Below are 14,801 nucleotides of genomic sequence, written 5' to 3'. Positions count from 1 at the left end.
ATTAGTTGCCTCCAATTGTTAGATTTTCATTTATACTATCTAAGCTGCGTATGTTATTTAAGAAATCTGAGTAGTCCTTGCCTAAAAATGAGCTTAGTACATTTTCTCCAAATTGTTTTTTAGCAGTACTTATTAAGGAAAGGTTTTTGTATAATAAATTAGCTAATCTAACCCTTTCGCCTTTATAAGAAATGTTTTTAATCTGTTCTAATTTAGGTATCAAATTATTTAGGTTGTAAACAGTCTTTGTTAGTACATAGAAATGTGGGATTGCAAATGGACAACTGTTACATTTTCTATCTAGATATAAACAATCACCAAGAATACATTGCCAAAAAGATTCTTTGGCCGGCAATTGATTCATATTTATTAAATCTAATACTTCTCTCTGTTGTTCTTGCGATAAACTCTTAACGAACTCGTATAATGGTTTCTTTTGTTCTTCAATTGCATTTAACATTATGGAGAAATTTTCAATTTTATATATGTCTCCAAAAACTGTGGCTAACAGATTTTTTTCATTGTTTTCCATAAAATTATTTTGAGATTCACCAATAACAATTTGTTTTAAATAATCGTAGGTATAGCCAAAATAGCCTTTATCGAATAATTGCTTACTAATTTTATTTAGATGTTCTTCATTTACATGGACATATCTGTTGGTAGTGTCTAAAGAATCATGATTTCTAATGAATTTAGTAATCTCCAAAGGATTACGATTTGTTTTTTGTTTTAGGATTGAATTCACAAAGGTTATAAATGTACTGTTAGCCATTAGCGATTTAAATTTAAAATTATTTATAGGAAAATTCCGGAAAAATTTATCATGCATGCTAGTAGTCAATTCGTTTGAATTACCTAAATCAATTAAGTTATTTCTTTTTGAATTTATCAATTGAGCCTTAAGTTCACATAAAACTATGGCATTAGCTACAGGTACAATCATATCTTCAGAAATAAAGAAAAAAGCCTTTTTACCATTTTTGTTATGATAAACATTCATTAAGTTTGATTTTAACTCCCAGATGATTTTTGCAGCTTCCTCTAAGGTTAAATTGTGATTTTCAAATGATTTATAATCCTGCACAGGGATAGACAAGGGGATACGAGGTATCTTTTCAATAAAATCAGTGCTTCTCCATCCGTTATTTAAATGAAGCATTACGTATAACCAAATTGATTCATAGTTCCCTTTTGTCCCATCTATTGATTTTGCTTTATATTCAGAAATAGCATTTTCTTTGTGGAATTTACTGTCTTTAACATAGTCCAGGAGTGTTAAAAACTCATTAGTCGAATAGATTTTCTTATTGTGTTTAGAGTTTGCTAAACGCTCTTTTTTTTCCACATGGGGGTTATTAAGTTTTGAAACCAAGTACTTGCAATTGGGAAATTTTGAAAATAAGTGATTAAAGAAACTATATAAAGATTCTTTGTAAGCACCTGGAACTTTATTGTTTAAAAATACAAAATTAATCTCATTAGAAGTCATGTCCATAATTTCTTTTGAAATTAATGTCGACTGTAGTAATTCTGTTATTTTAATAAATCGAACAAAAAGTTTCTTGATCGTTTTAATATTTCCGTTTGAACTTAATAATTTTTTTGAAACAAAATTATGCCATGCCTTTTCTGTACCTTTAACTAAATTTGGAAAATGAAAACCTAATTCTTTGAATGCTTTCAAAAAGATTTTATCTGGGAGGGTAGTGTACTCCAATTCATTTTTATATTGTTCAATTAAATTAGGGGATTTTAATGATTTTAAATAATCATCAATAACTTTCTTAGGATATACAATTCTAAGTTTTTTTAGCCGACCGAACCTCAAATGAGATGGTATTTGAAACTTTTCTCTATTTTTATTTAATACAAGGCTGGGGAATTTAGCAATTGCTTCATCATAAGTATAGTTTAAGTTTAATAAATTATTTTGCTCTTCATATAACTTTTTTAAAAGATTAGAACAATCTTCTAGCAAATAATAATTAAGATTCTCGTACTCCAACTTTAAGATACGAAAGTTTTCTTTATTTTCATCAAACTGTTTTCTTGAATAGTCTAATTGGATTATTAAATCTTTTTCGGAAATTATGGTTTTAATTTTTTCATTTATAGAGATCGTTGAATAGTTTGTTATTTCCTCTATAATTTTTACGATTTTTTCATCTTCTAAATGCCCAAGTACTTGAAGTGAGCTCTTTGTTTCTGAGATGGTGTTTGGATCATATTTTATAACATCAATAGGATCCGTAATAGTAGTTGATTGATTAGTTTCTGTAGGTGAAACATGTTTTTTGATTTTCTCAGTAATCAGTGCATTCTTTTCCTTCTCTAAATATTCAAGCATCCGGAAATTAGTAGTAATTTGCCGTTGTTTGTCATTTATTCTTGCAAGAATGGCATCGATTTTATCTTTCGGAAAAGCTACATGAGATTTATAGAATTTTTTAAATTTCACTTCAATCGGTAATTCTTCAGAAATAACGGGAATGTTAAAATTTGAGCAAATTCTGTAGAACTTACTTATTTTATATCCTAGTAAATATTCTACTTCACTAATTAAATAATAATTCGAATTGTAGTAGTTATATAAATCCGTTCTCCTTTTAACAAAATCATCAATCTCATCCTTGGGCCAATAATTTTGACCTAATGGAGAAATTTTTATAGGAGGGATCCTAAGTTTAGCCATATATCTATTAATATTACTTGGTATATCAAGCAATTCCATTAATTGTCTAGAAGTATAATATTCAGTTAAAACATTATTAGTTTCAGCTAGATCGTGATATTGTTTCTTTAGATTGAGAAATTGTTCCTTATCATAGAAAATAATGGCACTCGCAAACTTATATACGTTATCAATAGGCCTTGTATGGATAGGGGTTAATTTACGAATAAGTTTTTTAGAATATCCTAAGGCTTTTATTTGACCACCAGTTATTTTGGTTTCAAGGTTATGTTCATAATTTTTATCTATAATATTTTTCAAGGAATCTATACTTGATTTGTCATAATAATTAATTCCATATTTCCCTTTTGAAGTTAATGCAATGTCATATTCTTGAATTACCTTTTTGAACTTTTTAGTATTTGTATAGCCTAAATGTTCTTTAGCATCCTTTTCGCAGATAGTATGAGTTAAAATTTTTCTGGATTTTAACTTTCCCTCCACTTCGACTTTATCATAAAAGGCGAGCACCCCAGCGTACTCATTAATTCTATCGATATGTTCTGCCTTAACCTTTTGAAGTACTATCCTATCATTTTTTTTAAATCCTAGTTCCTGCACTTGCTGAGTGCTCAAACGATTGGCTTTATTAAATGAATACCTTTTTTTAACTAAGTCAATAAAGGATTTTATATCTGATTCCTTATAATACTTGAAAGAGCTATATCCTCTTTTTACTTCTTTAATATCACAATCATTTAATGCTTGTTGAAGTTGGTGGTGGGTTTTAAAACCCACTAATTCCATTATTTGCGAAAGTGATAATAATTCACAACTACAGTTTTTAGATGCTAAATATGCATTTACTTCTAATTTGTCATAGAAATAAGAGACTCCAGTAAAAGTCCTATATCTATCGAAAAGCTCAGTATGTTCGCTCTTAAGAATATCTCTATCGTGTTGAGTGCATCCTAACGTGATAAGTTCTTTAGGAGTATATTTATTTAAGCAATTGTCTTTATATCGTTTTTCAAGAACATTCCGTAAATTGTTTATAATATTAGTATCATAAACAATTTCTCTAGAACTATTAATACTTACTTTTTGTATTAAGGCTTCTTTAAGAAATAATCTAGTTTGATATATCGATAAGTTAAGGAGAGTTGAAACCTCTTTTAATGTCATATGATTAGGCAAGTCCTACACTTCCTTTAGTATGTCATAATTATTAATTGCTAAATTCATAGAGCTAAGTAATGTATTTTCATCTACATAACTTAATGCAGACTGTAAGCTTCTATCGCCTCTAGCTAATGCAATTTGGGTAGGAGTTAGACCCAAATCTATTAATATGTTCGTGAAAACGCCCCTGCCAATATGTGTAGACCATTTATTGTTTGTTAACAGTATATAATCTTCGACTTGATTTTTTGCTAGTAAGTCATTTAAAAACTGTTGTTTAATCTTATCAATTTTTGCTGAATATCTTTTGCCCCTTAAAGCTTTAAAGTTCCTCGCTGAGATAAAAAGTGCTTCGGAAGTTCCTTTAGTTAATTTGGTTAGCATTTTTAGGTGTTCTTCATACAGGGGCTTTATAATTTCGGGGCAAATACATATTTGATCTCTTGGATATTTAACTTGAATATCAGCCTTATTTATTGCATCTGCAAATAAGATGTTTTGATTGTCTCTAATCTCAATTATTAGGTTACTATTAGCCCACTTTAAACTAGAGCATTTTAAGTTAATGACCTCAGAACGTCTTAATCCTCCAAAAAATTGTAAAGCTATACCTAATGCCATTAATGGTTCAATACGCTTTGCTGTCATAATAAAATCTATAATTAGTCTATTTCTATTTTTACCGAAGTCTTTAATAACATTATTTTGAATGGAATTTCTTATTGGTAAAATAATATCTAAGTCATTAGTGTTTTCAAAAATATTCGTCTCAATTTTCCGGCTTTTTCGGCCGTAATAAACAGTCTGGTAATTTACACTAAAGACCTCGTTAATTATTTTTTCTGATCTCAACCAATGGAAAAGTTTGTTTAGATACTGTATCTCAGTTTTTACATATTCACTCTTTAATTCACCTGCTCTACTTTTTAATGATAAATAGGAAATATAATCCGCTCCATGTTGAAGAGTTAAACTGCCCAGTCCCCCCATAATTAATTCAGGATAATTATCTTTATTTTTATATAAATAATTTAAAAATCTTGTTATTGCATAAGCTACATTTCTTTGGCTATTAATAGACTTTCCTTTATTTTTATATTCTCTTTTTATAAAATTTGAAAGAGGTGAGGGAAATATTAGATAGCTATTTTCTTTAATTCCAATACCAATACTACTGAATATTTCTCCATTTCTTGAAGTTTCATCAAATTCCCTTACAACAAATCTCATAGTTTCCTCCCCTAAATTCTATTATTATGCTTATTTATTTTTTATACCCAAAGTAAAAATGTACATGGGTGAAATTATTATTGATATCATTACTATTAAAAGAATATATTAAATTTCGCCCTAAAAACAGTATACATGTACAAACACCTACTGTCGCTATGATCGCTAATCGTGAAGATGAAATAAAGAACTTCAAAGCTCAAACTTACTACGGTATCGAAGCACAAACAACGAATCAGTTAAAACTAACTTGGCAAGATGCAAACGGCAATAGCCGCAGTTTTAATAAAGAAAAAATTGACGGTATTGTAAAAGGTTTAGATAAGCATAATGCTACTGTTGTGGAAATTGATAAAAAACAGAAGAAGTCATTCTCTCCTGGTCTTTACGATTTAACTGAATTACAACGTGATGCAAATAAAAAGTTCGGTTACTCTGCGAAAGAAACATTAAACATTATGCAGAAATTGTATGAGCAACATAAAGTTCTAACGTATCCTCGTACAGATTCACGCTATATTTCATCTGATATCGTTGGAACACTTCCAGAGCGGCTAAAAGCATGTGGCGTTGGAGAATACCGTCCTTTAGCACATAAAGTATTACAAAAGCCTATCAAGGCTAATAAATCATTTGTTGATGATAGTAAAGTAAGCGATCATCACGCAATTATTCCGACAGAAGGATACGTTAATTTCTCCGCCTTCACAGATAAAGAACGTAAAATTTATGATTTAGTTGTAAAACGTTTCTTAGCCATTTTATTCCCAGCATTCGAATACGAACAACTAACGTTACGCACAAAAGTTGGCAATGAAACGTTCATTGCACGAGGAAAAACAATTTTACATGCCGGCTGGAAAGAAGTATATGAAAACCGCTTTGAAGATGATGATGTAATGGATGACGTAAAAGAGCAACTTCTACCTCGCATTGAAAAAGGCGATACATTAACTGTAAAGTTAATTATGCAAACATCAGGTCAAACGAAAGCACCTGCACGTTTTAACGAGGCAACTTTACTTTCAGCAATGGAGAATCCTACAAAATATATGGATACGCAAAACAAACAACTTGCTGATACGTTAAAATCAACTGGTGGATTAGGTACTGTAGCGACACGCGCAGATATTATCGACAAGTTATTCAATTCGTTCTTACTTGAAAAACGTGGTAAAGATATTCACATTACTTCAAAAGGCCGTCAGCTACTTGATTTAGTGCCAGAAGAACTGAAATCTCCTACACTAACTGGTGAATGGGAGCAAAAACTCGAAGCAATTGCAAAGGGTAAACTGAAAAAAGAAGTATTCATTTCAGAAATGAAGAACTATACGAAAGAAATTGTTTCTGAAATTAAATCGAGTGATAAAAAATATAAACATGACAACATTTCAACAAAGTCTTGTCCAGACTGCGGTAAACCAATGCTAGAGGTAAACGGCAAAAAAGGAAAAATGCTTGTATGCCAAGACCGTGAATGTGGTCATCGTAAAAATGTATCTCGTACAACAAACGCTCGTTGTCCGCAATGTAAGAAGAAGTTAGAATTACGTGGTGAAGGTGCAGGACAAATCTTTGCATGTAAATGTGGCTATCGCGAGAAATTATCCACATTCCAAGAAAGACGTAAAAAGGAATCTGGAAGCAAAGCTGATAAACGCGACGTTCAAAAATATATGAAACAGCAGAACAAAGAAGAAGAACCATTAAACAATCCGTTCGCAGAAGCATTAAAGAAGTTAAAATTTGATTAAACAAAAAGGTTCCTACCACTATCGGTAGGAACCTTTTATTTTTAATGAATAATTTTACTTCCTTTAGCGTTCTCAACAAACTTTTCACTCGATTTGTTAATTGGTGTTTTCAGTAATAACGCAGCAACAATCATAATTACTACGAAAGCACTTAACACAAGTAAATCTCGCGTTACGATATCCCAAAGCATTCCACCTACTGTTTCACGAATTGCACTAATTGCATATGTGAACGGTAAGAACGGATAAATTGCTTGGAAGAACGCTGGTGTCATTTGAATTGGGAATGTTCCGCCCGATCCTGCTACTTGCAGTACAAGTAAAATAATCGCCATCGATTTCCCAACGTTTCCGAAAATAGAAACAAGTGAGTATACGATACAAACGAAGACTCCACCAATAAATAAACTAAATAACACAAACCAGAACTTATCGACTACGTACGTACCGAGCAAGAATATATCTCCCATCGATACGATAAACGCTTGTGAAAGACCTATCGTTAAGAATGTTAATAAACGTCCGAAGTAAATTTCATGGCTCTTATAATTCGCGCCTTCTTCATGTACTTCTACTGTTAATAATGAAACCATTAATAATGCGCCTACCCATAATGCAAGCACTGTATAGAATGGTGACATCGCTGAACCGTAGTTTGGCATCGCAAATAACTTATTCTCTTTTAAATTGACTGGATTCGCGAAGTAATCACTTTGCTTTTCAACATCATTTTTTAATAAGCGTATGATGTCTTTTAAATCCTCTTCAGATTCAAAATCACGAATTTTATTTGCTAATTCTTTAATCTTTTTCTCAGTCTCCGGCATTTCAGCTTTAATATCTGCTAATTTTTTTCTACCGTCTACTAAGCCTTTTGATGAATCTTCTAGTAATTTTTTAACATCTGGAAGCTTTTTGTCTGCTTCTTTTAAAATTTGAGATGTGTTTTTAGACATCTCTTTTGTGCGAGCAATTGCTGCATTGAAATTTGGAGTGATTTCCGAGTCATATTTAGCTAAAATGTCACCTATTTGAGCCGAAGTACTTTTAGATACTGCGTTAATACTTTCAATAACATCTGCTGCTGGTTTTTGACCTTTATTAATAGCGTCAATTCCTTTATCAGTTAAATCGATTCCTTTTTGGAAACCATCTTTTAATTTATTCAATTTAGCAATCGTGTTATTCATGTTTTTATCACTATTTACATCTGCTAAAACTTTATTCGCATTTTCCATAACAGGAATCATATCATTAACTAAATTCTTTCCAGCTTGTAACTCTCCTCTTATATCATTTAAAGCTACTTTTGTAGAATCTAATCCGTTAATCCCTTTATTATTCAAGTCTTCTCTTGCTTTTCCAAGCTCCGTTTTTAATCTGCTGTAATTATTTACAGCCTGATCATAGCCTTCTCTACCATTGTCTAATATCTCGTTAACTTTTTTTATTTCTTGATTTAAATTCTGTTGCGCATTTCCAGCTTTATCTTTTAATTGTTCAGCCGTACTTACCGCTTTTTCAAAATCTGCTACAAACGTCGCATTATAATCTGCCTCCGCTTGGTTTACCAAATTATTTATTGCATCTAACTTTTTATTAGTAGCATCTCTTACATCTTGTTTCACTTCTTGCCCTGTACCTATAATATTAGCGATATCTTTAACGCCACCATTTGCATTTTCTATAGCTGATTTAAGATTCGTTAATTTATCTATACGTCTTTGGAAGAAGTCTTTTCCAGAATCAGTTGGTGCAGATTCTTTAAATTTAGTAAAGACATCAATTAAATATGAAACACTATCCACACGACCTTGAAGATTCTCAGAAACCTTATTAAGATCTTGTTTCGCTTTTTCTGGATCAAAATTACCATTTTGTAACCCGTTTATAACTCCTTGTGCATAAGTTGTTCCAACACGTATTGAGCCGAATACATTATTTACAGTTTGATCAATATTTTTAGCTATATCTTTATACAATTGACCATTCACCTGCGGTAATTCTGGTATCTGCGGAATAGTTATATTAGGTAACACTGGGAATTTAGATGGATCTGGAAGTGCCAGATTGAAATCAACAGATGGATTTTTTAAGAAATCCGTAATTGCCGCCGCACCATTCAAACCTGTTTGCATTGCAATTAAATTATTCTTAATAGTTCCCGGAGCACGATTCAATGTTTCATCATTTCTCGCAAAGAACGCATCTAAACTCTTAAGTGTATCCTGCCCATCATTAATAACACTCTCTACAACCGGCAACTCTTTTTGTGCTACTTTCACAACATCTTCTGCTCGAGTCGCATCATCTAACGCCTTATCCATTAATGTATTCATTTCTGGGAACTGCGCTTCTAACTTAAAGACAAGGTCTTTTACTTTCTCGATACTTGGTAAGTTTGTTTCTAAATCGATTCCAAGGTCATTGAAGATTTTAAAAATCTCACCGTTTGCTGTTTTAACGAAGTTTTTACTAATTTCTTCCGTAATACCTGATGCACCTTTTGCTGTAATTTTCGGTGCAATCGCATTTACTTTTTCATTTACATAGTAATCAAGTTCTGGCTTTTGTGGATTTTCATCCAGAACCGTTGCAATTTTTTCAGAGAAGTCTTTTGGGATTGTAATACTTGCATAATAATCCCCACGCTCAACTCCGTAAATCGCCTGCTTTTGGTCTACAAATTTCCAACCAAGATTCTTGTTTTTCTTTAGAGAATCTACAATCTCGTCCCCGATATTGATATCTTTCCCTCTTAAATTAGAGCCTGCATCTTGATTAGAAACGGCAATGGGAACCTCTTTTGTATTTCCATATGGATCCCAAGAAGCTTTAATGTTAAACCATGCATATAACGATGGTAAAATCATTAATCCTAAAACAATAACAATTGCAGCCCAATGTTTAGCTACATTCCGTAAATCTGTCTTATAAATACGCCAAATTTGTTTCATAGAAGTTATCACCTAATTATATATTTTTCCTTCTTTAGAAAATGATACATACATTTTGCAATTATATCACTTTCTACATCGTGGATTAAACGAAAATACACTATTTTTCCCATTAAATATTTCACTTACTTCATTATATAACGAAGTAAAAAAAGTATGCATACAAAATGACCAAATTAGTTTTACATTCAATAATAACAAATATATAGGAAATGTCATAAAAAATACAAGTATTTTATCTTGGCAATACTTGTATTCCTCAAAAAAATCCTCACAGCTTTCCATCATCTGTGAGGATTTCTTCTATTATATATCTACTTGTACTTCTACACCGAAATGATCTGAAATTACATTTCTGTTCGTACCATTAAAAATGACTTTTGAAGAACGAACTTTTTCACTTTGGTTACACAATATTAGATCGATTCGTAAGTTATGTTTATTTTCATCCCAACCAGCAATCTCACCTTGGACAGTTGTTCCTTCATCCTTCTCTATTGCTAGTTCATATGTGTCATACAAACCTTTTTGCATCATATATTCATAACCTTCACCTTGTAAACGAGCGTTATTATTAAAATCACCCATTAAGAAGGAAAGTTCATTACTATCTACACGCCCCATCAAACGATTAACTTGATCTTTGAATGATTCTTCTTCATCATTCCACCAACCGAGGTGGCAAGAGTAAAACGTTATATTCTTATCATTATAAGCAATTGTCGCACTTACAATTTTGCGTGTTTTCCAATACGTTGTATCCTTATTTTCTGAAATAAAGAACGTATCTTCTTTTACAACATTATGCTTCGTTATAATCGCTAATCCTTCTTCATACACATCATAACCAATATGAGAGAAATCCCAAGTAATATTGTAATCTTTTACATGTAACGCTTTTAACTCTTCTAATAGTAAAAGTCCAAAATTATCTTCTTTCTTGTTACCGCATACATTTTCAGCTTGTATCGACTGACTTACTTCTTGCAATGCGATGACATCGTACTCTTCTTCTTGAATGACTTTAGCAAGATATTTTATCTTTTCCATTTGATTCTCTTCTTGCCAAGAGTGACAGTTTAAAGTTAGCAATTTCATCTTATTACGCACCTAACATATCTTGAATGTCTGACTTTAATACGTCAGCTTTCGGACCATATACTGCTTGTACACCTTTATCTTTTACGATAAGTCCTAAAGCACCATTTTGTTTCCACTGTGCTTCTGGTGCAACAACATCTAAATCTTTTACTGTTACACGTAAACGCGTCATACAAGCATCTACGTCAGCAATATTTTCTTTACCACCTAATAAATCAATAACTTTTGTTGCTAATGAACCATCCTGTACATTTCCTGTTCCTTCTGATGACTCATCTTCATTATCAATATAGTTACCTGCACGTCCTGGTGTTGGTAAATTGAATTTTTTAATTAAGAAATTGAATAATGTAAAGTTCAGACCGAAGAACACTAATGAAACGATAACGAAATTGATTAAATCTCTTGTTAGTCCTGCATTAACCATCATCGGTGTACGAGTAATTAATTCAATAAATCCAAATGCGTGAACACGTAAGTTAATTAAATCTGCTAATGCGAATGCAAGTCCTGTTGTAATTGCATATACAACATATAATACTGGAGCAATAAACATGAACATGAATTCAATTGGTTCTGTTACACCTGTTAAGAATACTGCTAATGCAGCCGATAAGAACATTGGTTTATATTTTGCACGTTTTTCTTTATCAACATTACGGAACATCGCGAAAGCAATACCCATTAACGCTGCTGTTGAGCCAATAACTTGTCCAGCTTTGAAACGAGCTGGTACAACGTTATTTAATAAATCGTTATATGCTTTCGTATCTCCATTTGCTAGTAAATTATTTAAGTCTGTAATCCATGCAAGCCATAAAGGATCTTGTCCTGCTACAATTTGTCCAACTTTTGAACCAGTTAACATCGTATATGTTCCGCCTAGCTCTGTGTAGTTCATCGGAATCGTTAACATATGATGTAAACCGAATGGTAATAGTAAACGCTCTAACGTTCCATATACAAATGGTGCAACAACTGGTGCACTATCTTTAGATGCTGCAATCCAGCGACCGAATTCATTTAATCCACTTTGGATGAACGGCCATAAAAGTGATAATACAATTGCAGTGACTGTAGACCAAACAATTACAACGAATGGTACGAATCGTTTTCCGTTAAAGAATGCTAATGCCTGTGGTAGTTTATTATAGTTATAATATTTGTTATATAGAGTAGCTCCTAAGAAACCTGTAATAATCCCTACGAAAACTCCCATGTTTAATGCTGGTGCACCAAGTACAGAAGTAAAGTAATCTTTTACAACTAAATCTCCTGCTAATACTGAAGAAACTGTCGCTTTTGAATCCGCTAACATTTCAGCGTTTACGCCAAATATAGCTCCTGTAATTCTGTTTGTTAAGACGAATGCTAATAGCGCTGCAAATGCACCACCTGCGCGATCCTTCGCCCAAGATCCCCCAATTGCTACTGCGAATAAGATGTGTAGATTTGTAATGATTGCCCAACCGATGTCTTCCATTACGCGAGCGATTGTATGAACTGCATTAATATCCCCAGCAGACATCCCAATTAACTTACCGATAGAAATCATTAAACCAGCTGCTGGCATTACAGCTACAACAACTAATAATGCTTTCCCGAACTTTTGCCAAAAATCAAAAGACGTAATTTTCATCTGTTCTTCCTCCCCTTTATTTATAACAACATAATGATTTAAATGATAATTTCTGTTTCTATTATGAAAACGATTCCTTACGTTACTTTATTTTTATCTTTACGCAACCGTTTTCATAAATCTATTTTAATAAAAGCGTTTTCACTTTGCAACAGAAATTTATTTTTTTTCATAAAAAAAGATGCTCTAAGAGCATCCTTTTTTATTATGAAATGCGATAAACCCTTGTTTCATAAGGTTTTAACGTGATTGAAGTTACTTTTTCATTTTCCGCAACTCTATAGTTATTTAAAAGCAAACGTTTGCGTTCTAGTGCAAATGAACCTTCATTATACACAGCTACCTCTTTTGAGATATTACTAATTACAACGATTTTTTCATCGTTTAATGTACGAGTATATGCATAAATTTGCGGATCATCTTCTAAAAGTAAATCATACGTACCGTAATTCAGTACATCGTGCTCTTTTTTCAAGGCAATCATTTTCTTATAGAAATTGAAAATAGAGTTCTCTTCATTCTTTTGCTTTTCAACATTAATTTCTTTATAGTTTGGATTCATACCAAACCAAGATGCACCTGTTGTAAAGCCAGCATTCATCTCATCGTTCCACTGCATAGGAGTACGTGAATTATCGCGGCAAGAAGCCCATATAATTTCCATCATATCTTGATGTGATACGCCCTCTGCAATTTTCTCTCGATATAAATTTTTAATTGCTACATCATCATAATCTTCAATATTTGGGAATTGAACATTTGTCATCCCAATTTCTTGTCCTTGATAAATAAACGGTGTACCGTGCATAAAGAAATACATTGCTCCAAGAGCTGTTGCACTTTCACGCCAATATTGTTTATCGTCTCCCCAAGTTGAAACGATACGTGGCTTATCGTGATTCTCAATATATAAAGCATTCCATCCTTTATTTTCTAACCCTTTTTGCCATTTCGTTAATACCTTTTTCAAACCTACAACATCAAGATCTTTCTTCTTTTCTGCATCCCATAAACTTAAATGTTCGAATTGGAATACCATATTGAACTTACCTTGCTCTTCTCCAACCCAAAGCTCAGCATCTTCAATCTTAACGCCATTCGCTTCACCAACAGTCATAATATCATACTTAGAAAACGTATTTTCTTTTAACTCTTCTAATAAAGGTTGAATACCATCCACATTCATATGTTTATCAAAAGATGGTACATACTTTAGTTCTTTTGGATTTGGCATATCTTTGAAACCATCTTCTTTTTTAATATGGCTGATTGCATCCACTCGGAAACCATCAATTCCTTTATCAAGCCACCAATTAACTGTATCGTATAACACTTCGCGAACCTCTTTATTCTCCCAGTTTAAATCTGGTTGTTTACGCGAGAATAAGTGTAAATAATATTGTCCTGTTACTTCATCATATTCCCATGCCGAACCATTAAAAATACTTTCCCAGTTGTTTGGTTCCGCACCATCTTTACCATCATGCCAAATATACCAATCACGCTTCGGATTGTCTTTAGATGAACGTGACTCAATAAACCATGGATGTTCATCACTCGTATGATTAATAACTAAATCAATAATAAGCTTCATATCACGCTTATGAACTTCATCTAGTAAAGCATCAAAGTCTTCCATCGTACCAAATTCATCCATGATATCTTGATAATCACTAATGTCATAGCCATTATCATCATTAGGTGACTTATACATTGGACAAATCCAAATTACATCTATACCTAAATCTTTTAAATAATCCAGTTTTGCAATAATACCTTGTAAATCTCCAATACCATCACCATTTGAATCCATAAAGCTACGCGGATAAATTTGATACGCAACCGCTTCTTTCCACCATGTCTTTTTCATAGTCATTCTCTCCTTTTGCATCCCATCAGAAATTTATGCAAACGTTTTCGTAACACTATCATAACAAAATATGAATAGTTTGCAACTGTTTTCATTGAACTCTATGTAGATTCCTTATTCTTATGCTTTATTTATTTCTCACAAAAGCAAATCTCATTCCTCACCTGCTCTTGTCCACGCACGTTACATATGCTCGGTTAAAGATTTACGAGACAGCTTTATCAATTGGCCCGATATCGACATTAAAAATTGGCAAACTAGTTATTACGGCCCTAACTTTCAAAGATTGCGTAAAGTGAAAACCATATATGATCCTTGCAATGTTTTTCGTTTTCAACAAAGTATCCCACCCTTTCATACGTAAAAAGGAAGAACAGAATGCTGTTCTTCC

Annotated in this window: 7 protein-coding genes and 1 pseudogene; 2 read left to right on the top strand and 6 right to left on the bottom strand. The window is 32.4% G+C overall.

Annotated features, from left to right (window positions below; all coding sequences use genetic code 11):
• Position 1 precedes the first annotated feature (1 nt).
• Both ACU8YW_RS02160 and ACU8YW_RS02155 read right to left on the bottom strand, forming a co-directional pair.
• Positions 2-3,871, bottom strand: coding sequence for a helix-turn-helix transcriptional regulator (locus ACU8YW_RS02160; RefSeq protein ID WP_446894029.1), 3,870 nt, complete (start codon positions 3,869-3,871; stop codon positions 2-4).
• Positions 3,872-3,874: 3 nt separating this feature from the next.
• Positions 3,875-5,086 (bottom strand): site-specific integrase, encoded by a 1,212-nt coding sequence (locus tag ACU8YW_RS02155; protein ID WP_098322946.1) that lies wholly within the window; start codon positions 5,084-5,086, stop codon positions 3,875-3,877.
• A 68-nt stretch (positions 5,087-5,154) separates the two neighbouring features.
• Between ACU8YW_RS02155 and topB the strand changes: the two genes are divergently transcribed.
• Positions 5,155-6,843, top strand: a complete 1,689-nt coding sequence (gene topB / locus ACU8YW_RS02150) for a DNA topoisomerase III (RefSeq protein WP_426934233.1) — start codon at positions 5,155-5,157, stop codon at positions 6,841-6,843.
• A 41-nt stretch (positions 6,844-6,884) separates the two neighbouring features.
• Here the strand turns inward: topB and ACU8YW_RS02145 are convergent, their stop codons facing one another.
• The 4 genes from ACU8YW_RS02145 to ACU8YW_RS02130 all read right to left on the bottom strand — a co-directional run bounded on the left by ACU8YW_RS02145 (position 6,885) and on the right by ACU8YW_RS02130 (position 14,410).
• A complete protein-coding gene (locus ACU8YW_RS02145) occupies positions 6,885-9,800 on the bottom strand; it encodes a YhgE/Pip family protein (RefSeq protein ID WP_426934234.1) in 2,916 nt (971 codons plus the stop codon).
• Positions 9,801-10,106: 306 nt separating this feature from the next.
• The gene (locus tag ACU8YW_RS02140; RefSeq protein ID WP_075311954.1) at positions 10,107-10,898 is read right to left on the bottom strand and encodes an endonuclease/exonuclease/phosphatase family protein; all 792 of its coding nucleotides are present in this window, start codon (positions 10,896-10,898) and stop codon (positions 10,107-10,109) included.
• A gap of 4 nt (positions 10,899-10,902) precedes the next feature.
• Positions 10,903-12,540 (bottom strand): PTS transporter subunit IIBC, encoded by a 1,638-nt coding sequence (locus tag ACU8YW_RS02135; protein WP_000705549.1) that lies wholly within the window; start codon positions 12,538-12,540, stop codon positions 10,903-10,905.
• 205 nt (positions 12,541-12,745) lie between these two features.
• Complete coding sequence (locus ACU8YW_RS02130) at positions 12,746-14,410, bottom strand: glycoside hydrolase family 13 protein (protein ID WP_262800537.1); 1,665 nt, start codon at positions 14,408-14,410, stop codon at positions 12,746-12,748.
• Positions 14,411-14,591: 181 nt separating this feature from the next.
• On the opposite strand from ACU8YW_RS02130, the pseudogene ACU8YW_RS02125 reads away from it, so the two are divergent.
• A pseudogene (locus ACU8YW_RS02125) lies at positions 14,592-14,774 on the top strand (BBE domain-containing protein); the annotation flags it as partial.
• Positions 14,775-14,801 lie beyond the last annotated feature (27 nt).

It is taken from the genome of Bacillus pretiosus, assembly GCF_052947655.1.
This window is presented reverse-complemented; position numbering and strand designations above follow the sequence as displayed.